This window comes from Kribbella sp. NPDC055071, assembly GCF_053608045.1.
This window is the reverse complement of sequence record NZ_JBSGUS010000025.1, coordinates 45,433-68,971: the sequence shown is the minus strand read 5'-3', so window position 1 is coordinate 68,971 and position 23,539 is coordinate 45,433. Positions and strand designations below refer to the sequence as shown.

At 66.9% G+C, this 23,539-nt stretch carries 22 protein-coding genes; 11 read left to right on the top strand and 11 right to left on the bottom strand.

All coding sequences use genetic code 11. The features are described 5' to 3' along the window. Window positions 1-7: 7 nt before the first annotated feature. Window positions 8-778, top strand: a complete 771-nt coding sequence (locus ACWF4Z_RS32405) for a metallophosphoesterase (RefSeq protein WP_452246992.1) — start codon at window positions 8-10, stop codon at window positions 776-778. Between the two features lie 56 nt (window positions 779-834). Here ACWF4Z_RS32405 and dmpI read toward each other — a convergent pair whose 3' ends face one another. Continuing rightward, window positions 835-1,017, bottom strand: coding sequence for a 4-oxalocrotonate tautomerase DmpI (dmpI, locus tag ACWF4Z_RS32400; protein WP_452246991.1), 183 nt, complete (start codon window positions 1,015-1,017; stop codon window positions 835-837). Between the two features lie 85 nt (window positions 1,018-1,102). Further along, window positions 1,103-1,975: a LysR family transcriptional regulator gene (locus ACWF4Z_RS32395; protein WP_452246990.1), complete on the bottom strand. Its 873-nt coding sequence runs from the start codon at window positions 1,973-1,975 to the stop codon at window positions 1,103-1,105. A gap of 88 nt (window positions 1,976-2,063) precedes the next feature. Between ACWF4Z_RS32395 and ACWF4Z_RS32390 the strand changes: the two genes are divergently transcribed. Continuing rightward, window positions 2,064-2,441, top strand: coding sequence for a DUF427 domain-containing protein (locus ACWF4Z_RS32390; RefSeq protein WP_452246989.1), 378 nt, complete (start codon window positions 2,064-2,066; stop codon window positions 2,439-2,441). A 45-nt stretch (window positions 2,442-2,486) separates the two neighbouring features. Here the strand turns inward: ACWF4Z_RS32390 and ACWF4Z_RS32385 are convergent, their stop codons facing one another. Both ACWF4Z_RS32385 and ACWF4Z_RS32380 read right to left on the bottom strand, forming a co-directional pair. Further along, window positions 2,487-3,677 (bottom strand): MFS transporter, encoded by a 1,191-nt coding sequence (locus ACWF4Z_RS32385; RefSeq protein ID WP_452246988.1) that lies wholly within the window; start codon window positions 3,675-3,677, stop codon window positions 2,487-2,489. A gap of 2 nt (window positions 3,678-3,679) precedes the next feature. Beyond that, the gene (locus ACWF4Z_RS32380; protein ID WP_452246987.1) at window positions 3,680-4,204 is read right to left on the bottom strand and encodes a PadR family transcriptional regulator; all 525 of its coding nucleotides are present in this window, start codon (window positions 4,202-4,204) and stop codon (window positions 3,680-3,682) included. A 90-nt stretch (window positions 4,205-4,294) separates the two neighbouring features. On the opposite strand from ACWF4Z_RS32380, the gene ACWF4Z_RS32375 reads away from it, so the two are divergent. From ACWF4Z_RS32375 to ACWF4Z_RS32360, 4 genes are read left to right on the top strand one after another with little or no spacing between them, the layout of a single operon-like run. Further along, the gene (locus ACWF4Z_RS32375; RefSeq protein ID WP_452246986.1) at window positions 4,295-5,077 is read left to right on the top strand and encodes a GNAT family N-acetyltransferase; all 783 of its coding nucleotides are present in this window, start codon (window positions 4,295-4,297) and stop codon (window positions 5,075-5,077) included. Next, window positions 5,074-5,616, top strand: a complete 543-nt coding sequence (locus ACWF4Z_RS32370; protein WP_452246985.1) for an AAA family ATPase — start codon at window positions 5,074-5,076, stop codon at window positions 5,614-5,616. The genes ACWF4Z_RS32375 and ACWF4Z_RS32370 overlap by 4 nt, the downstream gene beginning before the upstream one ends. Before the next feature lie 5 nt (window positions 5,617-5,621). Continuing rightward, window positions 5,622-7,907 carry a helicase-associated domain-containing protein gene (locus ACWF4Z_RS32365; protein WP_452246984.1) on the top strand — a complete coding sequence of 762 codons (2,286 nt, stop codon included), beginning with the start codon at window positions 5,622-5,624 and terminating at the stop codon, window positions 7,905-7,907. Window positions 7,908-7,953: 46 nt separating this feature from the next. Beyond that, window positions 7,954-9,594: a DNA repair helicase XPB gene (locus tag ACWF4Z_RS32360; RefSeq protein ID WP_452246983.1), complete on the top strand. Its 1,641-nt coding sequence runs from the start codon at window positions 7,954-7,956 to the stop codon at window positions 9,592-9,594. Window positions 9,595-9,596: 2 nt separating this feature from the next. Here ACWF4Z_RS32360 and ACWF4Z_RS32355 read toward each other — a convergent pair whose 3' ends face one another. From ACWF4Z_RS32355 to ACWF4Z_RS32345, 3 genes are read right to left on the bottom strand one after another with little or no spacing between them, the layout of a single operon-like run. Continuing rightward, window positions 9,597-10,328 carry a FadR/GntR family transcriptional regulator gene (locus tag ACWF4Z_RS32355; RefSeq protein WP_452246982.1) on the bottom strand — a complete coding sequence of 244 codons (732 nt, stop codon included), beginning with the start codon at window positions 10,326-10,328 and terminating at the stop codon, window positions 9,597-9,599. Between the two features lie 8 nt (window positions 10,329-10,336). After that, a complete protein-coding gene (locus tag ACWF4Z_RS32350; RefSeq protein WP_452246981.1) occupies window positions 10,337-11,272 on the bottom strand; it encodes a dihydrodipicolinate synthase family protein in 936 nt (311 codons plus the stop codon). 8 nt (window positions 11,273-11,280) lie between these two features. Further along, window positions 11,281-12,357, bottom strand: coding sequence for a sialidase family protein (locus ACWF4Z_RS32345; RefSeq protein ID WP_452246980.1), 1,077 nt, complete (start codon window positions 12,355-12,357; stop codon window positions 11,281-11,283). A 47-nt stretch (window positions 12,358-12,404) separates the two neighbouring features. Between ACWF4Z_RS32345 and ACWF4Z_RS32340 the strand changes: the two genes are divergently transcribed. From ACWF4Z_RS32340 to ACWF4Z_RS32325, 4 genes are all read left to right on the top strand, one after another. Next, entirely contained in the window at window positions 12,405-14,027 is a 1,623-nt protein-coding gene (locus ACWF4Z_RS32340) for an extracellular solute-binding protein (protein ID WP_452246979.1), read from the top strand. Then, entirely contained in the window at window positions 14,028-14,969 is a 942-nt protein-coding gene (locus tag ACWF4Z_RS32335) for an ABC transporter permease (protein WP_452246978.1), read from the top strand. Further along, the gene (locus ACWF4Z_RS32330) at window positions 14,966-15,886 is read left to right on the top strand and encodes a carbohydrate ABC transporter permease (RefSeq protein WP_452246977.1); all 921 of its coding nucleotides are present in this window, start codon (window positions 14,966-14,968) and stop codon (window positions 15,884-15,886) included. The genes ACWF4Z_RS32335 and ACWF4Z_RS32330 overlap by 4 nt, the downstream gene beginning before the upstream one ends. 69 nt (window positions 15,887-15,955) lie before the next feature. Then, window positions 15,956-17,968 carry a HelD family protein gene (locus ACWF4Z_RS32325; protein WP_452246976.1) on the top strand — a complete coding sequence of 671 codons (2,013 nt, stop codon included), beginning with the start codon at window positions 15,956-15,958 and terminating at the stop codon, window positions 17,966-17,968. Here the strand turns inward: ACWF4Z_RS32325 and ACWF4Z_RS32320 are convergent. From ACWF4Z_RS32320 to ACWF4Z_RS32305, 4 genes are all read right to left on the bottom strand, one after another. Beyond that, window positions 17,965-18,933: a hypothetical protein gene (locus tag ACWF4Z_RS32320; RefSeq protein ID WP_452246975.1), complete on the bottom strand. Its 969-nt coding sequence runs from the start codon at window positions 18,931-18,933 to the stop codon at window positions 17,965-17,967. The genes ACWF4Z_RS32325 and ACWF4Z_RS32320 overlap by 4 nt on opposite strands. After that, window positions 18,930-20,165 carry an MFS transporter gene (locus ACWF4Z_RS32315; RefSeq protein ID WP_452246974.1) on the bottom strand — a complete coding sequence of 412 codons (1,236 nt, stop codon included), beginning with the start codon at window positions 20,163-20,165 and terminating at the stop codon, window positions 18,930-18,932. The genes ACWF4Z_RS32320 and ACWF4Z_RS32315 overlap by 4 nt, the downstream gene beginning before the upstream one ends. Window position 20,166: 1 nt before the next feature. After that, window positions 20,167-21,783, bottom strand: a complete 1,617-nt coding sequence (locus tag ACWF4Z_RS32310; protein ID WP_452246973.1) for a discoidin domain-containing protein — start codon at window positions 21,781-21,783, stop codon at window positions 20,167-20,169. Between the two features lie 121 nt (window positions 21,784-21,904). After that, window positions 21,905-23,095 (bottom strand): MFS transporter, encoded by a 1,191-nt coding sequence (locus ACWF4Z_RS32305; protein ID WP_452246972.1) that lies wholly within the window; start codon window positions 23,093-23,095, stop codon window positions 21,905-21,907. An 88-nt stretch (window positions 23,096-23,183) separates the two neighbouring features. On the opposite strand from ACWF4Z_RS32305, the gene ACWF4Z_RS32300 reads away from it, so the two are divergent. Further along, window positions 23,184-23,495, top strand: a complete 312-nt coding sequence (locus tag ACWF4Z_RS32300; RefSeq protein WP_452246971.1) for an ArsR/SmtB family transcription factor — start codon at window positions 23,184-23,186, stop codon at window positions 23,493-23,495. The last annotated feature ends 44 nt before the right edge of the window (window positions 23,496-23,539 follow it).

The following is a 23,539-nucleotide window of genomic DNA, read 5'->3' as shown; positions in this document are numbered from 1 at the left end:
GTTCGCCGTGAGTGACATCCACGGCCACCCGGAGAAACTGAAGGCCTCGCTGCTGGCGGCGGGACTGATCGATGCCGAGGGCACCTGGTCCGGCGGTGACGCGCGGCTGTGGTTCCTCGGCGACTTCTTCGATCGCGGTCCGGACGGCATCGGCGTACTGCGCTTCGTCCGACAGCTGATCGAGCAGGCACCGGACGGGAACATCGGCGTCCTGCTCGGCAACCACGAGATCCTCGCGCTCGGGATGCACAAGTTCGGCGACACGTTCGTCCCGCACGACGGCATCAGCGCCCGCAGCTTCGAGCGGTCCTGGGCGCTGAACGGCGGCCAGGACCGTGACCAGGAACTGCTCACCGAGGAGGAGGTCGAGTGGCTGCTCGACCGGCCGATGCTCGCGGTGGACGCGGATCACCTGCTGATGCACTCCGACACGGTGGAGTACGTCGAATGGGGTGACACGCTCGACCAGATCAATGCCACCGCTCGATCCGAGTTGCACAGCGCCGATCTCGAGGTGTGGTGGGAGATCTGGCGGCGGATGACCTCGCGGTTCGCCTTCCGCGGGACGGAAGGACCGCGGGCGGCCCGGATCATGCTGCATCACCTCGGCGGTCGGCGCATCGTGCACGGGCACAGCATCGTCGCCGACCAACTCGGCATCGACCCGGAGTTCCTCACCGGCCCGCACCTGTACGCCGACCGCCTGGTCCTGGGCATCGATGGTGGCGCCTTCGACGGCGGCCCCTGCCTGGTGGTCGAGCTCGAAGCTGTTGAGTGACCCGACCACGCCGCCGGGGCACTCGGTGAACAGCTGTCCGTTCCCGCTCGACTGAGCTACTTGTCGGCGGTCAGAGTGCCGCCGACGGCCCAGCTGTCCGGCGGGGTCTCCTGGATCCAGACCTGCACGCTGTCGGCCGGTACGCCGAGGCTGTCGACGAAGGCGTCCGTGACCTTCTGGACCAGCTCACGCTTGAGCTCCGGCGTCCGCGGGCCTTGCAGGACGGTGACGATCGGCATCGGATTTCCTTTCGTTCGTTGGGTTCTGAGCCCATTCCAGCCGCTGCGGCCGAGACGAACGAGACGCAGATCCGATCTGCTCTCATCACTCGAACTGATCGGACGCCTTCCGGCACGCTTCCAGCAGTACGGCGAGGTCCGCGTCGACCGTGGTCCCGGCCGGGACGGCCAGGCTGGTGGTCAGGGCCAGCCGCGGACGTGGTCTTCTGAACACCACGCGCCCTTCGCGCAGCAGGCGGGCGTGCGACTCGTAGATGACCGTCCAGCTCGGGGTGCCCGCGCCGATCGCGGCGTGCGTGTCCTGCAGGCTGCTCGACCGCGGGCCCAGGACCGGTTCGAACCCTGCCGCGGTACAGGCCGACATCACCAGGTCGACGAGCGGTGGATTCGTCCGGCGCTCGGTGATCCGCAGCGGCAACTCACGGAGATCCCTGACCGGGATCTCGCCGTCCGGAGCGAGCGATGCGGGGAGGGCGACAAGCAGGGCGTCTTCCCAGACCGGGATGAACTCCAGGCCGGCCGCCTCGTCGGTGCCGCGGACGAAGGCGGCGTCGAGTTGGCCGGCGCGGACCCGGTCGAGCCTGGCGCGCGTCGACGTACTGACCAGATCGACGTGCAGACCTTGGGACGACAGCTCCGCGACCACGGTCTCCAGCCGCTCGCCGAGTCCTGTACTGGTTCCCAGCCGCAGCGTGCGGCCCGGTTGGCCGGTCGCGGCGGCGCGGGCGGTTTCGACCGAGGCGAGCACCGCACGGGCCGCGGGCAGGAACCGTTGGCCGGCTTCGGTCAGGCGGATCGCACGGGCCGAGCGGTCGAACAACGGCACACCCAGTTCACGCTCGAGCCGGGCGATCTGCTGGCTCACCCCCGGCTGACCCATCCCGAGCTGCTCCGCGGCCCGGCCGAAGTTGAGGATCTCGGCGACGGTCACGAAGTACTGGATCTGGCGCAACTCCATCTCACGATGATGGCCGATCCGGGAATGCCGCCGGACGCCGGTTGGTTGTTGAAGCCTGGACTGTTCCCTCCACAGAGAGCTGACGGCAATGGCGGAGAAGACCGTGAAGATTCCAGGCCCGGACCACCCGATCACCGTCGGGAAGAATCCGGACCGCGTGGTGGTGAAGGTCGGCGACCAGGTGATCGCCGACACCCGGGACGCCCTGTCGCTGCAAGAGGCGAGCTACGGCGCGGTGCAGTACATCCCGCGCAAGGACGTCGACTTCACGCAGCTGGAGCGCACCGACAACGAGACCTACTGCCCCTACAAGGGCGACGCGTCGTACTACAGCGTTCTCCCCGCCGGAGCGGACGGAGTGAACGCGGTGTGGACGTACGAAGCGCCGTACGACGCAGTCGCCGACATCCGCGACCACGTCGCCTTCTACCCGAACAAGGTGACGATCGAAATCGTCACCGACTGATAGCCCCGGCGCGCCTGAACGCATCCATAGGGTTCGACACGGCGTTCAGGTGCGCCGGACGATCAGGGCGGCCCCCGTCAACGCAACCGCTAGACAGACCGCGGCGGTGAGTGCGGTGGTCGGGCCGGTGAACTGCGCTGCCGTGGCGGTGGCTGCTGCGCCGATGCCGGGCAGACCGCTCTGGCTGATGGCGTTGAGGCCTCCCAGCGCGCCCAGGAACTGCGGGGGCATGTGCCGTTGCAGATGTGTGCCGGTGACTATCTGGGTCCCGGTCAGTGCGAGTGATGCGACGCCGAGCACCACCCAGGCCGACAGAATTGTCGGTGTGCGCGGGAAGAGGGCTATGCAGCTCGCACCGGCGACTAGACCGAGCGTGATGAGCCGTAGGGGTCGCTGAGGGACCTTGGCGATCATGGACATCGAGAGTCCCGTGGCCAGCGCCGCCACTCCTGGAGCCGCGCGCAACAAGCCGTATCCGGTGCTGGACGAGTCCCAGGTAGTGACCGCCAGAGCCGGTAGCAGCGTCTCCGCGCTGATGGCCAGCGTGCTGCTGGCGACCAGGACCAGCTGCAGGGCTAGCACCCAGCGATGTGTCAGGGCATAGCGCAGGCCGTCGGTGAGCCGATCCGCTGACTCCAACCGGTCAGGGCGGTGCGGAGTCCGCAGCGACACGATCGCGGCCAGTGCGATCACCGTGACCAGAGCGTTGACCGCGAACACCGTCGCCGTACCGGTACTGGCCAGCAGCAGTCCTCCCACCGCGGGACCCACCAGCGCCGACGACGACCAGACCGCCATCGACAGCGACTGGGCCGACAACAGCGCGTCCGGTGGGACGAGAGCCGGTGTCAGCGCCGTCTGCGCCGGGATCACGAACGCGAGCCGGCAGGCGTCGATCACCGCGGCCGCGTAGAAGAACAGCGGATGCAAAACGCCTGTCACGGCAGCCACCGCCAGCGTGCCCGCCGTCGCCGCCTCGACCACGAAGGCGACCTTCACGACGGCGAACGGATCGAGTCGGTCGACGATCGGGCCCGCCAGCAACGGGACGGTGGCGATCGGGATCGAGAAGCACAAGCCCTGAATGCCGAGCGGGATCGTCGAGTGGGTCTGCTGATAGAGCACCCAGGCGGCGGCCACGATGTTCATCTGGGTGCCGACCGACGAGATGATCGATCCCAGCCAGAGCCGGGTGAAGGCCGGAGATCTCAGCGCGACGGGCGGACGCGCCTGCACAGTCAGTCCCCGAGTTCGTCGTGCCACCTGAGCTCGGCCTCGGCGTGCAGCTCAGCGCGGCGGAACGACGCGGCCTGGGCCGGCGAGTCGAGGAAGCCCTCGGCGTGGCCGCGCTTGCGTTCGGCTGCGAGTCGCTCGAGCTCCGCGGCGACGGCCTGGCGATGCTCGGCCAGGAGCGCGGCCAGGGTGTCGGTGCCGCTCGCGGCGAAGACGAGGGCCACCGAGACCGGGTCGACCGGCTGCCGGTACGGCGCGATCGCCTGTTCGCGCAGGCGGTCCAGCTCCGCACTCCCGGTCGCGGTGATCCGGTAGATCGTGCGCTGCGGGCGCCGGCCGATCTGCTCCGTGCGTACCGGCTCGATGAATCCGGCCGCCGCCAGCTCCCGCAGCTCCCGGTGCATCGGTCCGGTGCCGATCGCGGCCCACTGATCCGCGCGAGTGATCTCCACGTCGCGCCGCAACTGGTGACCGTGCCGCGGGCCTCGCTCGGCGAGCAGCCCGAGAACGACGAGCCGAGTTAGATTCATGAATCTAGCTTCATGACTCTATTTGTCTTCGTCAAGAGCGCGCCCGAATTCTCTTGGCGTGAGGGTGGGCGGGGTGATTCACTGCCCGCGATGATCACGAGAGTTGATGACTACCTGCATGCGGTTCCGTTGTCCGGCTCGTTCGCCGAGCAGGTTGGGCCGTTCACGCTGTTTCGGAGTACGACGATCTGGCCTTATTACGCGCGTCCGGTGCCGGGCGCGGGGGCGACCGTCGAGCCGGCCGATATCGAGCTGGTGCGGGCTCGCTGTGCCGAGCTCGGCATCCCGTTGAGCTTCGAGTGGGTCGTCGAGACCTGCCCATCGCTTGGACCGGCGGCGGCCGCGGCTGGGCTGAGCGTGGTCGAGCATCCGCTGCTCGTGCTCGAACGGGCCGACTTCCGCCCGGCTTCGGCCGACGCGCGCTGCGAGATCCTGCCGGCCGAGGACGACGTGATCCGCCAGTCGCGGGCAGTCCAGAACCTCGCGTTCAGCGACCCGGGTACGGCAGTCGGAGTGGCCGGACCGGCCGAACGTGACGCCGCCGCAGCCGAACTCGCGGACGAGATGGTCGCCGGCCTGCGCGCCCGTACGCTCAAGGGAGCGACGGTGACTGCGGGTGCATTCACCGACGACGGCATCGTGGCCTGCGGCGCACACCAGCCGGTCGAGTCCAGCACCGAAATCGTCGGCGTCGCGACGCTCCCCGCCATGCGCCGCAAGGGCCTGGGCGCGGCCGTCACGACCACCTTGATCGACCACGCGTTCGCGAACGGCGTCGACCTCGTCCTGCTGTCCGCCGAGTCGGACGCGGTCGCCGCGGTCTACGAGCGCGTCGGCTTCCACCGGATCGGGAGCGCCGGGGCAGCGGAGTGACGGGCAGTCCGACGTCGCGCCTCGTCGTACTGCGGGGGAACTCCGGCTCCGGGAAGTCCACCACCGCCCGTTTGCTGCGCGAACGCCTCGGCCGCGGTACGGCGTGGATCGAACAGGACCAGATCCGCCGGATCCTCCTGTGGGAGAAGGACTACCCGAACGGCGTCAACATCGGCCTGATCGACGCGAACGCCCGCTACGCGCTCGACCACGGGTACGACGTCATCCTCGAAGGCATCCTGGACGCCGGCCGGTACGGCGACATGTTGCGCCGGCTGACCGCGGACCATCGCGGCCAGACCCTGCACTACTACTTCGACATCCCGTTCGAAGAAACCCTGGTCCGGCACGCAAACCGCGACTGGGCCGCCAACGTGACCGCCGACATGATGCGCGACTGGTACCGCGAACGCGACCTGCTGCCGACCCTCGAGCAGTCCGTCATCGGTCCGGGCAGCACGCAAGAGCAAACCCTCTCCAAGATCCTGGCCGATCTGGACGAACGGTTGGTAGTTAGTAGGGATCGGGCCGTACCGTAGTAGGGATGAGCACAACTGAGCGGAGCCGCCCGCGTACGCTCGCCGAGGCGCTGCGTACTTGGGGCGACGGCGCGCTCGGGCAGTTGTTGCTGAAGCGGCCGGACCTGGCGATGCCGATCCCAGCTGATACCGGGCAGTTGGCCGCGCGGGCGACGACGAATGCGTCGGCGGCGCGGGCGATCAATCGGCTGGATGAGTTCGGGGTGGATCTGCTCGAGGCGTTATCCGCCTTGCCCGAGCCGGTGGATCTCGAAGCGTTGGCTGCCGGGGTAGGTCAATCGGTGCAGGTGGTTCAGCCTCGCGTGGCCGAGCTGCTGGAGCTGGCGCTGGTGTGGGGTTCTGAGGACGACCTGCGGCCGATCCGCGCCGTACATGAGCTGCTCGGGCCGACGCCGGCCGGGCTCGGTCCGATCACGACCAGGCATTTCGGTGACCTGGACCAGCTGATCGAGGACGCCGGTCCCGATGCGCGTGAGGTGCTCGACAAGCTGACCTGGGGTCCGCCGACCGGGTCGGTGGAGAAGGCCGAGCGTCCGGTGACGATCGCCTCGGCACGTACGCCGGTGGAGCGGTTGCTCGCCCGTGGTCTCGTCGTACCGAAGGATCCGAACACTGTCGTGCTTCCGCGGCAGATCGGACTGCATCTGCGCGGTGGGCGGGTGCTGGCGTCGACGCGGCCCGTTCCGCCGCCATTGGACGGGAAGCAGGTTTCGGCCGCGATCGCCGACCGGGCTGCGGCTGGTGCCGCACTCGATCTCGTCGGGCTCGTCGACCGGGCTCTGGAGCAGCTTGGATCCGAGCCGCCACCCGTACTGCGGACAGGTGGGATTGGTGTCCGTGAGCTCCGCAGTTTGGCCAACAAGATCGGTGCGGACGAGCAGAACGCCGCAGCCGTGCTGGAGATCGCGTACGCCGCTGGACTCGTTGCGGCCGTGGAAGCCGGCAATAGTGAGCTATGGCTGCCGACCAGCGCCTATGACGACTGGCTTGAGCTGGATCTGGCGCATCGGTGGGCTCAACTGGTCTTTGCCTGGTTCGGTGGTCTTAGGGCGATCGGACTGATCGGTCGGCGTGACAGCGGCGGCGCTACGGCCGCTGCGCGCGAGCGGTTGATCAACGCGCTCGCACCGGATCTGGAGCGGTTGCTGGCGCCAGAGATTCGAGTGCTGACCTTGCAGGCGTTGGCCGACGCCGGAGCCGGGGTGGCGCCGGCTGTGCAGTCCGTTGTTACGTGGGTCGCGTGGCATCGGCCGCGCCGGGGTGGGCAGTTCCGCGACGAGCTGGTCGAGTGGAGCATCAACGAGGCCGCACTGCTCGGGCTGACCGGGTTGGGCACCTTTGCTGGGCATGCGCGGCCGTTGCTGACAGCTGAGCCGACTGCAGATGAGCTGGCCGAGGCGATCCGTCCGCTGGTGCCGGAGCCGGTGTCTGAGCTGCTCCTACAAGCTGACCTCACTGCGGTCGCGCCTGGCCCGCTAGTGCGCGTCGTGCAGGACGAGCTGTCGGCCATGGCCGACGTGGAATCCCACGGTGGTGCTGGGGTCTACCGCTTCAGCGAGAACTCCGTACGGCGTGCCTTCGACCTTGGACGGACTGCCGATCAGTTGCATGCGTGGCTGGCCGAGCATTCACGGACTCCGGTCCCGCAGCCCTTGTCGTACCTGATTGATGATGTGGCAAGACGGCACGGCGTACTCCGGATGGGCACGGCGACGACGTACCTGCGCTGTGATGACGAGACGGTCATCACGCAGTTGCTGGGGTCGAATCTGCCGGGGATTCGGTTCCGGCGGTTGGCGCCGACTGTGGTCGTCTCGCCTTCGCCGCCGGACGTGGTGTTGAGCCGGTTGCGTGAGGCGGGGTTGGCTCCCTTGGCGGAGACGTTCGACGGAGCAGTGCACGTCACTGGTATCGGGCGGCGGCGTGGTGAGGCACCGCGTCGTCGTACCAGCCGGGACTTCGTCGACAACCCCTTGGACCTCACTGACGAGCAGGTGAAGGCTGTGATCGAGAAGGTCCGGGCCGGCGATCGGATCGCCGCCGAACGGCCGGATGACGACGGACTGGTCGAGCCGACCGCTCCGGCGGAGACGATCGCGATCCTGACCAATGCTGCGGAGGCTCACAGCCGGACGTGGATCTCGTACGTCGATCACAACGGCACCGCCTCGGAACGCATCGTCGAACCGGTCCGAGTCGCTGACGGCTGGCTCACCGCCTACGAAGACGCCACCGACCAGCCCCGCACCTACGCCCTCCACCGCATCTCCACCGCTCGACCCGTGGTTTGACCCCCTCCGGCACAATGGAGGGTCGGGGCGACGTTAGGGAGATGCAGTGACAGACGGTCCACTGATCGTGCAGTCGGACAAGACACTTCTACTCGAGACTGCACATCCGGACGCGAACGACTGCCGGAAGGCCATTGCGCCGTTCAGTGAGTTGGAGCGGGCTCCGGAGCACGTACACACCTACCGGCTGACACCGCTCGGCCTGTGGAACGCGCGGGCCGCAGGGCACGACGCCGAGCAGGTGATCGACGTGCTGCTGCGCTACAGCCGCTACCCGGTCCCGCACTCGCTCCTCGTCGACATCGCGGAGACGCTGGACCGCTACGGTCGCCTGCGGCTCGAGAAGCACCCACAGCACGGGCTGGTGCTGGTCAGCACCGACCGCCCGGTGCTGGAGGAGGTGCTGCGCAGTGCGAAGGTCAAGCCGATGCTGGGCGCCCGCCTCGACGACGACACCGTCATCGTGCACCCGTCCGAGCGCGGTCACCTCAAGCAGACCCTGCTGAAGCTCGGCTGGCCCGCTGAGGACCTCGCCGGGTACGTCGATGGTGAGACGCACAAGATCGAGCTAGTACGAGACGGCTGGGACATGCGCCCGTACCAGCAGCAGGCGGTCGACTCGTTCTGGCATGGTGGCTCGGGCGTCGTCGTACTGCCCTGTGGCGCCGGCAAGACGATCGTCGGTGCGGCCGCGATGGCACAGGCGTCCGCGACCACACTGATCCTGGTCACGAACACCGTGTCCGCGCGGCAGTGGAAGGACGAGCTGCTCAAGCGCACCACTCTGACCGAGGACGAGATCGGCGAGTACTCCGGTGCCCGCAAGGAGATCCGGCCCGTCACGATTGCGACGTACCAGGTGATGACGACGCGGCGGAAGGGTGTCTACACGCACCTTGAGCTGTTCGACGCGCGCGACTGGGGCCTGATCGTGTACGACGAGGTGCATCTGCTGCCGGCACCGATCTTCCGCATGACCGCGGACCTGCAGACCCGGCGGCGGATCGGTCTGACCGCGACGCTGGTCCGGGAGGACGGTCACGAGGGCGACGTGTTCTCACTGATCGGGCCGAAGCGGTATGACGCGCCGTGGAAGGACATCGAGGCGCAGGGCTGGATCGCGCCGGCCGACTGCGTCGAGGTGCGGGTGGACCTCGAGCAGACCGAGCGGTTCGTGTACGCGACCGCCGAGCCCGAGGACCGCTACCGGCTGGCCGCGTCGACTCCCGCGAAGTCCAGGCTGGTACGACGGATCGCCGAGCATCACGCGGGTGAGCCGCTGCTGGTGATCGGCCAGTACATCGACCAACTCGACGAGCTCGGCGAACGGCTGGAATGCCCGGTGATCAAGGGCGAGACGACGGTCCGCGAACGGCAGCGGTTGTTCCAGGCCTTCCGCACCGGCGAGATCAACCGCCTGGTGGTCAGCAAGGTCGCCAACTTCTCCATCGACCTCCCCGAGGCGTCCGTCGCCATCCAGGTCTCCGGCACCTTCGGCTCCCGCCAGGAAGAAGCCCAGCGCCTGGGCCGAGTCCTCCGCCCCAAGGGCGACGGCCGCACCGCCCACTTCTACTCCATCGTCGCCCGAGACACCGTAGACGCAGAATTCGCCGCCCACCGCCAACGCTTCCTGGCCGAACAGGGCTACGCCTACACAATCGTAGACGCCGAAAACCTCTTCGCCTGAAGCTAGTCGCCGAGGCGGGTGTGGATTCCGTTGAAGTGGTTTTTCATGGAGTGGGCGAAGGCTTCGGGGTTTCCGGTTTGGAGGGTGTTGAGGAGGTCTCGGTGCCAGGCGGCGGCGTCGGCGGGGGTGTAGCGGGCGCCTGGTAGGCGGGCGTCGACTTGGGCGAACGTGCGCCAAAAGACTGACAGCAGATCGATGACCAATGCGTTGCCCAGGGGCTCGTAGAGGGCTTGGTGGAAGGACCAGTCTTCGTCGGGGAAGTAGCGGCCGGCTGCTGCTTCGGCTTCCATTCGGGCGACGATGGGTTCGAGGGCGTCGTAGCCGGCGGAGGTGAAGTGGGCTACTACGTCGTCGGCCATGCCTACCTCTAGGGCTTGGCGGACCTCTAGAACGTTCTGGACGTCGCGGAGGTCGCCGGCCATCGACTGGGACATGCGGAAGGCGAGACCGTCCTCGAGGGACTGCAGCGAGACCTCGCCGACGTACGTGCCGTAGCCGTGGCGGATCTCGATGATGCCGACGGCCTGCAGGGCCTTCATCGCCTCGCGCAGCGGGTGCCGGCCGACTCCTAGCTGGGCCATCAGCTCCTGCTCGTTGGGCAGGGGATCACCCGCCTTCAGCCCACGCTCCAGGATGTACGACTTCATCTGGTCGCGGATGAAGGACTGATTCCCCGCCGCACCACGTGCCCGGCCGAGCCCACCCGTCGTCACGCCGGCCCCTCCTCCAGTCATAGGACCCGTCAGTCTAAACCGGCGCGGTCCAGTAAGGGACGGATCGCCGCGATCTCCGCGTCGTCCAACGGAATCCCGGGGTACGCCGTCATCGGACAGTCGATCACCCCGAGCAGATACAACCCGGCCTTGAACGCCCCCAGCGCCGCCGAACTCGCCCCCATCCGAGACCGATCCGCGACGGTGATGATGTCGAACAGGCGGAACAGGCGATCCTGCTCCGCACGCGCTGCCGCCGCGTCGCCGGCTACCGCAGCATTGAACAGCCGAACATAACCACCAGGGTCGACATTTCCCAGACCAGGTACGACGCCGTCCACGCCGAACGCCAGCGCGGAATCGACCGTCACCTCCGACCCGGTCATGATCGCGAAATTCGTCAGCTGCTTCTCGCGCCGGGACAGGACGAGTTCGCGCAACGAAGATTCCTGGCCCGACGAGTCCTTCACTCCAGCAATAGCGCCTTGCTCAGCCAGGGATGTGACAAGAGCTGCGGGGAGCTTGGTGCCTGCACGGGATGGGATGTCGTACGCATAGAGCGGAGTGTCCCCCGCCAGCGACGCCAGCCGAGTGAAATGCCGCTCGATCTCGGCTGGGTGCGTTGCTGCATAGAACGGCGCTGTCGCGACCAGACCGTCCACTCCGGCCTTCAGCGCGGCAGACAGATGCGCACCGACGCGAGCGGTCGACGTGTCGATCACACCGGCCAGCACCGGCACCTGCCCAGCCGCCTCGGCCACGGTGGTCTCCAGTACGACCTGCCGCTGCTCGTCGGTCAGAAACGTGCCCTCACCCGAGGTGCCGAGTACGAACACCCCGTTCACACCCCCAGCCAACTGGTACTGGATCAACCGGGCCAGCGACGCGGTGTCGACGTCGTACGAAGCGGTGAACGGCGTAACCAGCGGCGGTACGACGCCAGTCAAGTGGGCGGTGTCAGACAAGGGGTCCCCTAACAATCGAAGGTGGCAAAGCGCAGAGTGGCGAACGACGAGGTCTCACCGGCCTCGTAGAAGATGCCGACCGAGCCATCCGGCAGCAACGCCAGGTCTGAATAGCCAGCCATGCCGGAGTGCACCACCAGACCCGGCTGCCAGGTCTGACCGGCGTCGTCACTCACAAAGACAGTCAGCTCGCGCCGCACCGAAGGATCGACCGGAGTCGACAGCAACAGCCGACCGTCCGGAAGGGTGAGCACACTCGCCTGGATCCCTGGCGCGGTGATCTCCGGGATGCCGACGTACGGCGCATCCAGCGTCGAACCACCGTCCGACGACCAGGCGTGTACCCGCGCCGACGCAGTCCCCTGATGGTTGCGTGCGTTGAAGTACAACCGCCCGTCCGACAGCTCAGCGACCGCGGTCTCGTTGGCGTTGATCTCGGCGCCGTCGTTGCGATCCACGAAGCCCACCGACCACGTCACCCCACCGTCGTCGCTGACGATGCAGTGTCCACCGTTCAACCGAATCAGGTCGTCAACAGGCTCAGACGGCACAAACGAGTGGTTCGCTGGTACGACGAGACGCCCCGAGCGCAAGGCGATCCCGTGACACGGCCCGGTTGCGTACCAACCCCAGTCCCCCGGCTTCACCTGTCCGGTGATCTCCACGGTCGGACTCCACGTCACACCGTCGTCAGCGGATCGTTGCACGTAGACCCGCCGACCGGACTCCGGATCGGTGCCTCGGGCAAGCGACAGCTCCACCGCGTCCGCGCCGTTCTCCACAGACACGAGGACGATGTCGCCACTGGCCGGATCGACAACAGGCACGGGGTTTCCGCACGTCTTGCCCGGTACGGCGGAGATCACCTGGAACGGCAGCCAGGTCCGCCCGCCGTCGAGCGAACGCCGGAGCACGATCTCGATCTCGCCCGCGTCACCGGACCCGTGCAGCCGTCCCTCGCAGAACGCGAGCACCACCGAACCCTTCGCCACCACCGACGGAATCCGGAAGGTGTGATAGCCACTCCCGGCCGGGTCGAAGACCGTCGCCGAGGGGATTTCCAGCGCACCGACTCTTGAAGACATAGGACGTACTATGTCATGGTGAGGCCTTCCGATGGAAGTGAGGCCTCATGCCAGTCAGCAGAAGATCTTTCCTCGGCGGTGGGCTGGCCGCCGCCGCTGTCGCGGTCACGGGTACGCCGCTGCTGGCGGGGTGCGCGTCCGACCAGAAGAACACTGCCGCGGCGAACGCGGCCGTCAAGCTGCCGACCTACACCAAGTACGGCGAGATCAAGCCAGACCTCCCCGGCACCGACGTCGTCCTCGACGGATTCCTCAAATACCCGGCCAACCCGGTAAAGGCGATCGCCGAGGCCCCGGGCGACGGCCAACCGATCACGTTCTTGACCAACATCCCCGGCGCCATCCCGCCCGCGGTCGACAAGAACCAGTTCTGGCAAGAGCTGAACAAACGCCTCGGCTCCGAGCTGCAGATCAGCATGGCGTCGAACGACGAGTACAAGGACAAGTTCGCGACCCGGATCGCGGGGGGCGACCTGCCGGACATCCTGAACATCCCGCCGGACACGCCGCAGATCCCCGGCCTGGTGAAGTCCAAGTGCATGGACCTGACCGAGCACCTGTCCGGCGACGCGGTGAACAAGTACCCGTTCCTGGCGAACCTCCCGACCGAGTTCTGGAAGGGCTGCGTCTTCAACGGAGCGATCTACGGCGTCCCGGTGCCACGCGGCATGTCCCGTACGTCGCTCGCCCTCTACCGCGAGGACCTCCTTGCCGCGAAGGGCATCAAGGACCCGGCACCGAAGAACTTCGAGGAGTTCTTCGACCTGGCGAAGGAGATGACCGCGGCCAAGCAGAACAAGTGGGCCTGGACGCGGGTCCCGATGTCGACGATCCGGATGATGCTGTCGATTCCGAACGTCTGGGACGAGAAGGGCGGCAAGTTCACCTCGATGTACGAGCACGAGGCGCAGCAGCAGGCCCTCGAGGCGGGCCGCACAATGGTTGCCGCCGGCGTAGTGAACCCGGACGCGTTCAATGACAAGGCGAGCGCCCGCAAGCAGTGGTTCAACGGCGGCATCGCTGTCTTCGACTACGACAGCTTCGTGGCCTGGAACCAGTACTACAGCGACAACACCGCCGGGGACGCGTTCGGGGTGAACATGCTCGACGTACCGGGCTTCGACGGTGGCGACGGTGCGCCGTGGATGGGTGGGGCGCTGAACAACATCACGTCGTTCAGCAAGAACAGCAAGCACACGCCCGAGACGCTGCTGAAGATCGCGAACTGGATGGCCGCGCCGTTCGGCACCGAGGAGTACCTGTTCCGCAAGTACGGCGTCGCCGGCCGGCACTACACCCTGCAGGGCACGGATCCGGTGCCGACCAAGGTAGGAGTCGTCGAGACCGGCATTGGCCTGCAGTACATCAGCGACTCGACTCTGGCGCTGTACTGGGCCGGGAGGCCGGACGTCCCGCAGAAGCAGCACGCCATCCAGGAGAAGGTCGCGAAGCGGCTCGCGTACGACGCGTCGTACGGGCTGTACTCCGACACGCTTTCGAAGAAGCAGACGCAGCTCAAGAAGTCGATGGACGACCTGGAGAACCAGATCGTGCAGGGCAAGAAGCCCGTGTCCGACTGGGCCGGAGCCGTGCAGACCTGGAAGTCGTCGGGCGGCGACAAGATGCGCAGTGAGCTCGAGCAGGCACTCGCCGACACGGCAGGGAAGTAGATGCTGCAGCGGACCAAGCCGCAGTCGCAGCAGCTGAGTCTCGGGCGGCGGTTGGTGCGGGATCGGGTGTTGTTGTTGTTCGCGCTGCCCGGGGTTGGGCTGATCATCGCGTTCCACTACGTGCCTCTGCTCGGCAACGTGATCGCGTTCAAGGATTATCAGCCGTTTCTCGGGATCGGCGCGAGCGACTGGTCGGGGTGGGCGAACTTCGGCGTCATCTTCAACGGCGATCCGGTGTTCCTGCGGGCGTTGAAGAACACGTTGATCCTGACCGTTCTGCAGTCGGTCTTCGTGTTCCCGGCGCCGATCGTCCTGGCGCTGCTGCTGAACTCGTTGTTCTCCGAGCGGATCAAGCGGATCGCGCAAAGCATCCTGTACCTGCCGCACTTCATGTCGTGGGTGATCGTGGTCGCGCTGTTCCAGCAGATGCTCGGCGGCAGCGGGCTGCTGAACAACTACCTGCGGTCGCACGACCTGGCCACGATCAACATCATCGGGAACTCGGAGTTGTTCCACGTCCTGCTGACGTCGCAGATCATGTGGAAGGACACCGGCTGGGCCACGATCCTGTTCCTCGCCGCGCTGTCGCAGATCGACTCGCAGCTGTACGAGGCGGCGAGTGTGGACGGCGCGAGCCGGATGAAGCAGCTGTGGCACGTCACCTTGCCGGGGTTGCGCGGGATCATCATCCTGCTGTTCATCCTGCGGCTCGGTGACTCGCTGACCGTCGGTTTCGAGCAGATCATCCTGCAGCAGCAGGCGGTCGGGCGAGATGTCAGCGAGGTGCTCGACACCTACGTCTACAACAACGGCGTCCTCGGCGGCGCGTGGGGTGTGGCGGCCGCGGTCGGCCTGGTGAAGGGCATCGTCGGCGTGATCCTCGTGCTGACCGCGAACAAGGTCGCCCATATCTTCGGAGAGCAAGGGGTGTACCAGAAATGACGCAGGCCGTCGTGTCCCGTCGTACCGCACCGGCTCGGAAGATCGTGCAGGGCGTACCCATACCGTCCTGGCCGATGCGGATCGTCAAAGGCCTGGTGTTGTTGGTGTTCTGCGTGGTCGTGATCATCCCGTTCGTCGGCGTGATCTCGACCAGCGTGGCCCCGAACAAGCAGATCAACGAGTCCGGTGGTCTGGTCCTGTTCCCGAAGTCGGTCAACTTCGCGGCGTACGAGTCGCTGTTCGCCGGCGGCGTGGTGACACAGGCGTTGCTCGTCAGCATCTTTGTCACGGTCGCCGGGACGCTGCTGAGTCTGACGGTGTCCTGCCTGCTCGCGTACGCGTTGTCCCGGCCCGGATTCGCCGCGGGCAAACCGATCCTGCTGGTGGTCCTTTTCAGCATGCTGTTCTCGCCCGGCATCATCCCGACGTACCTGACGGTCAAGGGAGCCGGGCTGCTGGACAGCATCTGGGCGCTGATCGTGCCGACGATGGTGAGCGCGTTCAACGTCGTCGTCCTGCGAGCGTTCTTCATGAACCTGCCGAACGAGATCACCGAGAGCGCCCGGATCGACGGCGCGGGTGAGTTGAAGACGTTCCTGTACATCGTGCTGCCGCTGTCCAAGGCCGTGCTGTCGGTGATCGGCCTCTTCTACGCGGTCTCCTACTGGAACGCGTTCTTCTCGGCCCTGCTGTACCTGAACGACTCCAAGCTGTGGCCGTTGCAACTGGTACTACGAACGTACGTCATCAACGACACCCAGCTGGGCAGCGCCGACCTCGGCACCGAACTGCTGCCACCGCAGGCGTCGATCCAGATGGCGATCCTGGTCGTCTCGATCGTGCCGATCCTGCTCGTCTACCCGTTCCTGCAGCGCCACTTCGCCAAGGGCGTGCTCACCGGCGCGGTGAAAGGGTAATTCGGTTTGCCGGGCGCGGGGTGTCGAGTAACGTGGCTGGGCTCCCCCCACCCCTGCCGGAGGTACCCCATGCCGTCTGACGTGTCCGACACCCTCCAGGCCGAGAAGGACTACCTGGCGGCGTCCCGGGCCGCACTGGCAGCGATGCGGGAGAAGACGGGCGCCCTGGAGGTCCACAGCGCGGACCGGGTCAACCAGGAGTACCTGCTGGCCGCTATCTGGCGCCGGATGAAGGAGCTCGAGGACGACCCCGAGGTGCCGCTGTTCTTCGGTCGACTCGACTACCTCGAGCCGACCGACGAGACGTTCCACATCGGCCGCAGGCACGTGAACGACGACTCCGGTGAGCCGCTGGTGGTGGACTGGCGCGCCGACATCTCGGTGCCGTTCTACCGGGCCAGCCGGACCGAGCCGATGGGGGTCGGGGTACGACGGCGCTTCGGCTTCACGCATGGGGTCATGACGGCCTACGAGGACGAGGACCTGACCACTGCCAAGCCGGTCGACGAGCACAGCGACATCCTCGACGCCGAGATCGAGCGACCCCGTTCCGGCCCGATGCGCGACATCGTCGCCACCATCCAGCCGGAGCAGGATGTAATCGTCCGGGCCGGGGTCGAGGACACCATCTGCGTCCAGGGCGCGCCTGGAACCGGGAAGACCGCGGTAGGGCTGCACCGGGCGGCGTACCTGCTCTACGCCTATCGTGATCAGCTCAGCCGGGCCGGAGTGCTCGTGGTCGGCCCGAACGCGAGCTTCCTGCGGTACATCGGCGATGTACTGCCCGCGCTGGGCGAGATCGAGGCCAAACAGACGACCGTCGAGGAGCTGGTCGGCCGGGTGAAGGTCGCTGGGCCGGGTCCCGCGCTGGTCGACGTACTCAAGGGCGATGCGCGGATGGCCGACGTACTGCACCGCGCCGTGTGGTCGCAGATACAGCTGCCCAAGGAGGCGCTGGTCGTGCCCCGGGGGTCGCACAAGTGGCGGGTGCCGACGTACGAGGCCGAAGAGCTGGTCACCGAGCTCCGCACTCGCGGCGTCCGGTACGGCGCCGGCCGGTCGATGCTGCCGCAGCGACTCGCACACGCCGTGCTGCTGCGGATGGAGTCCGCCGGTGACTCACCTGACGACCGAGTGCAGGACGCAGTGGCGCGTAGTCGACCCGTCAAGCAGTACGCCGAAGCGCTCTGGCCGGCTGTGGACCCTGCGAAGCTGCTCTTCCGCCTGTACACCGATCCGGCCCTGCTGGCCGAGCACGCCGACGGCATCCTCACCCCTGCGGAGCAGGCGATGCTGACGTGGGACAAGGCGCCACGGTCGGCCGGTGCGGCCAAGTGGTCGGTCGCTGACGCCACCCTGATCGACGAGATCGCCGATCTGGTCGATCGGACGCCGTCACTCGGGCACGTGGTGCTGGACGAGGCGCAGGACTTGTCAGCCATGCAGCTGCGCGCAGTAGGTCGCCGCTGCTCGACCGGATCGATGACTGTCCTCGGGGACATCGCCCAGGGCACCACTCCGTGGGCCACGCCGTCGTGGGACGAGGCACTGAAGCACCTGGGCAAGACCGGCGCCCACACCGAGGAGCTGACCGCCGGCTTCCGCGTCCCCGGCCAAGTGATCGAGTACGCCGCCCGCCTCCTCCCCCAGATCGCACCCCACCTCACCCCGCCGACTGCCGTCCGACGTGCGCGCGGCGAGCTCACCATCACCCGCGTACCCGATGCCCTGGCCGCCGCGGTGACAACGGTGGACGAGATCTCGGCACCTGGAACGATCGGCCTGATCGTCCCGGACGCCATGGTGCCGGCGAGCCGAAAAGCCTTGCAGGGCAAAGGTATCGGCTTCTCCGTCCTGGGTGACGAGGACGACGCCGACGCGCACCTCGACGTCGTACCGGCTTCACTGGCCAAGGGCCTCGAGTTCGACCATGTCGTCCTCGTAGAGCCGGCCGGCATCGTGGCGGGCGAAGCGGACGAGCGGACCGGACTGCGCCGCCTCTACGTCTGCCTCACCCGCGCCGTCACCTCGCTGGCCGTACTCCACCGCGACGACCTTCCCGCCGTCCTCGCCGAGCTCTAGCCGTAAGCCGGACTGGTCGCGTCCGGCACGAGCAGCGCCGGCGAGCCACTTCCGTTGGCCGGAACAGACCAGATATCGGACTGCAATCCGTAGAGAATCGTCGAGTCGTCTCGCCACAACGGCTGGTCGTCGACGCTACGAGTCTCGGCCAACCTGGTCACCCGCCGCGTGGCCAGGTCCACCACCGCGAGCCGCCACTCGCCCGGAGAGATCTTTTGTTTGAAGGCGATCCGGCGTCCGTCCGGCGACAGCGACGGGCACTCGACGTTCTCGAGGATCGCCTCGCCACGGTACCGCTGGTAGTCCGCCTCGATGAGATACGTCTTCCCCTTACTGGCCAGCGTCACGTAGAACCGGTTGCCATCGGCACCGAAGGTGATCCCCCAATAGTTGACGTCCGACGCGAAGTAGCGTCGCCCGCCGACGAAGACCGCAAGCTCCTCGATGCTCTTGGCCAGCCGACCGGTCGGCACCTCGTAGAGTCCGCTGCGGGTGGAGAAGCCGGTCGCGGAGTACGAGTCACCGGTGACGAACAAGGTCCAGTCCACGAATCGTCCATCCGGCGAAACCCGCGCTCTGCTTGGCGTCCCAGGCAGCGTCTCCCGATGTCGAACCGAGAGATCGGGACCCAGGATCAGCAGGTCGGTCAGCGGCGGCAGCGACCCGGGTCGAAGGCTCAGGCACACGCCCGTACCCCGAGCGGCCGCGTACCGATCGCAGCGAAGGTCCCCGACCTTTCGTGGCCCGGCCGGTGCCGTCGTCGGCACGGCGGCCAGCTTGCCGAAGTCCGGGCCCTTGGCAACGTTTCGGAAGAAGAGCGTCCGGCCGTCCAACGACATCGACTGCCCGGTGATCACCGGGACCGCATTCTCGGCGGGCTCGTTGCCGCGAGCGGAGACGACGTACGTGATCCCCACCCCCGCGAAGACGACGAATCCGACCAACCCGACCAGGACCTTCTTCATCCGTGCGACTCCCAGGGTTTGACGACGCCGGCGGCGATCGTGACCGTCAGCAGAAGCCCGGCAGTCACGAGCAAGGACGGGCGCAGGTCCCACAGCGTCCACGCCAGCCCGAAGAGCACGGCAGACGCCATCCGGGCCAGCGCCTGACCGGTCTGAAGCAATGCCAACCCACTTGCGCGTAAACCTTCCGGCAACAACGGTCCGGCCGCGGCAGGTAACACTCCATCCGTGGCGGCGTAGAAGGCACCATGCAGGGCCAGCGCAACCACAGCCGACCACACACCGCCGACCGAGCCGCAAACCAGCAGCACTGCGCCCACCAGCGCGAGATGTCCGCCGATGAACACCCGCCAGCGACCGACCCGATCGGCCAGCCGTCCCAACGGAACCGCGAGCAACAGGAAGACTCCCGTCGTACCCAGCGGCAAGAGCGGGAACAGCGTCGTACTGATGTCCCATCGTCGCTGCAAAGCCAAGTAGACAAAGGAATCCGTGATCGTCACGAGCCCGAGCAACGCCGCCCAGCCGCACATCCACCGGAAGCTCCGCCGCCGTAGCAGGCCGAACATCGCCCGCAACGGCACACCCGACGCCCGCTGAGTCCTGACCTTGTCCCGTACGGCGAGGACCAGCAGCACGACGCCGAATCCCGCGATGCAGAAGCTCGTTACGAAGACGGACCCGTAGTCGCCGAGGCTGACCCACAGCACTCCCATCGCGACCAGCGGCCCGAGGAAGGCGCCGGCGGTGTCCAGCGCGCGATGCACGCCGAACGACCGGCCGAGCGAGTCCGGCGCACTGCTCAACGAGATCAGCGCATCGCGCGGGGCCGTTCGAACTCCCTTCCCCGCCCGGTCGACCGCGAGTACGGCGCCGATCGCGGCCACCGACGACCCGGCGAGCATCAGGCCGAGCTTGCAGATCGCGGACAGCCCATAGCCGATACCTGCGACGGTCTTGAGCCGGTGCCACCGATCTGCCGCATACCCACCGACGAGACGCAGTACGGCGGTCGCACCGGCGTACAGGCCGTCCAGTAGCCCGAACTGCAAGGGGTTCAGGCCGAGTCCGAGCACGAGGTAGAGCGGCAGGACGGCCGTCACCATCTCCGCGGAGACGTCGGTGACGAGGCTGACCAGGCCCAGTGCGACGACATTGCCCGAGACCCGGCGCCAACCGATGCCGGTGGCCGGGCCGCCACTGTCGGCGGCCCGGGTCGTGGCGAGGTACATGTCAGTGGCAGGTGTAGGTCGGGCTGCTGTCCAGCACCGTGTTGTCCACGCCGATCAACTGCTCGGTGAACGTGGTGTCGGTCATCGAGAGCTTCAGCACGCCGTACGTGTCGTGGATGATCTTGGCCGTGGCCGGATGCGCCGGGTTCACCGGATAGAGGTTGGCGCCGCCCATGCCGCCGATGATCTGCACCGGGCCTTTCGGATCCGGCTGACCGTCGACGTTCTGCGGCAGGAACCGCTCGTAGTGGTGATCATGGCCGTTCAGCACGAGGTCCACCTTGGCGTCGACCAAGGTCTTCCAGAGCGGAGCGGCGTCCAGCTGGTCGCCGTGGTCGCCCGAGCTGAAGCGCGGGTGGTGGTAGTACGCCGCGATACATCCCTTGGTGTTCTTGGCCAGGTCCTGCTTCAGCCACGCGAGCTGCGGCGGGTCAGCGGCGGCAGATTTGTCATCCTCTTTGACAAAATCATTGGAGTCGAGCGCGATGAAGTGCCAGTTGCCGCGCTCCCAGCTGTAGTAGTTCTTGCCCTGCGGTGTCGCGATCGACCCGAAGTACTTGCGATACCCGTCGAACGGCACGTCGTCGTACGTCTCGTGGTTGCCGACGGCCGGTTTCATGATCGGCTTGAACTTGCCCCAGGTCTTGTCGAAGTACTTCTGGAAGTCCGACAGATGCGCATCGTCGTATTGGTTGTCGCCCATCGTGATGACGTTCACCGGGTTCATCGCCTGCACCACCGCGGCAGTCTTCGGGTGAGCGCAGTTCGGATCGGACGCGGTGCATCGCTCCGCGATGTCGCCTGCTGCCGCGATCACGAACCCACCGCCACCACCACCCGCCGGTGTCTGCACCGTGACCGCACTGCTCGCCGCAGAAACGTTCCCCGCGAGGTCGCGCGCTTTTACGGTGTACTTGTACGACGTACTCGCGGCCAGGCCGGTGTCCGTGTACGGCGACTGGGTGACGTTGGCAACCACTACGCCGTCGCGCAAGACGTCGTACGAGCTCACACCGACGTTGTCCGTCGACGCCGTCCAGCTCAGCGTCGCGGTCGTCGCCGTGACTCCGCTCGCCGCCAGCCCGCTCGGCACGGTCGGCGCTTCGGTGTCACCGCTGGAGTCGGCAGAGCCGTAGACCTCCAACTCCCACAGCGAGTAGCCGTAGCTGGTGGCGCGCTTGGTGCCGACCAGCCGGAGATACCGACCATGCCCTTGCAGACCGGTCAGGTCGTCCGTCCCGCCGTTGCCGTTAGCAACATCCTTGACCGGACTGAACGTGGTCCCGTCGTCGGAGACCTCGATCCGGTAGTCCTTCCCGTACGCCGCCTCCCAGCTCAGCTTGACCCGGTGGATCGTGGCGGCCTGGCCGAGATCGACCCGGATCCATTGCGGATCCGCGCCTTCCGCGCTGGCCCATCGTGTCGTCGTACTGCCGTCGACGGCGAGAGCACCGGCGTACGTGGCACTCTCGACGCTCGACGTCAGAACTGGTTTTCGCTGCGACAACAGGACATCCGTGGCGGCGGTCTCGGCACTCGCATTCGCTCCGAAGCCGGCCACGAGCGCGGCGATCAGGAACGGCGGCAACAACTTCAGGGACACACGAAGACGCGACATGGAGACTCCAGAGGGGCGGGTCGGGAGCAATTTGTCAGATGGGTTGTCCAGTAACTAACAGGAAAGTTACCTAACAATTCCCGCCCTGTCCACCACCCGGTCAACCCAGCGCTGGCTCCAGTCAGTCGGCTGCTGCCGTCAAGTAGATGTCTTCGTCTCGCTCGAGTTCCTCGACACGCTGAAGGCTTGGGTCGCGCCAGAGGGCGTAGAGGAGGCCGAGGACGACGAGTGAGAGGACCCCGGCCAGCAGCGGCAGGTAGCCGACACCGATGGACTGGATGACCAGACCGCCAACCACTGCGGAGAGTCCGGCGCCCAGGTAGATCGCCGAGGCGTTGAGGGAGATCAACAGGCCGCCGCCGAGCTCCAGCAGCAGATTCTGGATCGGTGGGTTGAAGGCCCAGGTGAACATGCCCCACATGAACAGTGCGGCAGCCGCGCCGACCTCGGTGGTCAGCGTGAGGTCCAACGTGCCAACGAGCGCAGTGATACCGACGAAGAGGACCAGCAACGTACGCAGACTGCCGAAGCGGTCCGTGACACGTCCGCCGACGAAGTTCCCGACCACTGCGCCGATGCCGTAGAAGAGCAGGAGGATGCCGGTGATGCTGCCCGACAGACCGGCGGTGTGCTTCAAGAGCGGCACGATGTAGATATAGACGCTGAATGCGCCGAGCACTGCCAGCACTGTCATCGCGAGGATGATCTGCACGCGCCGATCGGCCACACCGGCGAACCGCTCACGCAGTCCGACCACAGGTGGCGCATCAACCTTCGGAAGCGCCGAACGCTCCACAATCGCAACCAGAACCGCGACCGCGGTGATGAGTGCGAAGACACCCTTGTAGCCGAGCGTCGGACCGAGCAGGCTACCGGCCGGGACCCCGAGCACCAGAGCGAAGGTCAGGCCGCCGAACACGATGGCGACCGCTCTACCCCGCTCTTCGGGACGCATCAGCCCAGTAGCGAACAGAGTGGCCGCCGGGGTGTACATAGCGGCGCCGAGTGCGGCCACGATCCGGCCGGCGATCAGTACGGGGTAGTTGGTGGCGACCGCGGCGATGAGGTTGCCCAGTGCAGCCAAGACGAGTGCGGCGATCAGGAGGGTACGGCGCTCCCAGCGGCCGGTGAGTGTGGCCAGGATCGGCGCACCGACGGCGTACGACAGCGAGAACGCGGTGGCGAGCTGGCCGGCGGCGGTCAGCGAGACGTGGAGCTCGGAGCTGACATCGGGGAGCACGCCGGACACGACGTACGCGCTGGTGCCGACGGCGAACGCGCCGGCGCCGAGCAGGTAGATCCGTGCGGACATCGGGGACCTTCCGGACGAGGTTCAGTAATTCGATGATGATCGTACTACGAAACTCATCGAACTTCGACCGACGTCGTACTATGGACTCATGGTCACCAAGGTTCTTCCGCAGCCGGAGCGCGACGAGATCCGCGTCGAGGCGGTGCTGCAGGCCCTCGGCGAGCCGGTCCGGCTGCAGATCGTCCGGGCACTCGCCGACCATCCCGAGGGCATCCGCTGCGGCGACATCGAGCTTCCGGTGACCGCGTCCACCCGCGCACATCACTTGCGGACGCTGCGCGAGGCCGGCGTGCTGTCCACCCACGCCGAGGGGACGCGGCGGGTCAGCATCCTCCGTCGCGAGGACCTCGACAGCCTGTATCCGGGCTTGTTGTCCGGCGTGCTCACCGCCCGTCAGTAGCCGATCGCACACGCCGGGTGAAGCCGCACGGCAACCGCAAGCTG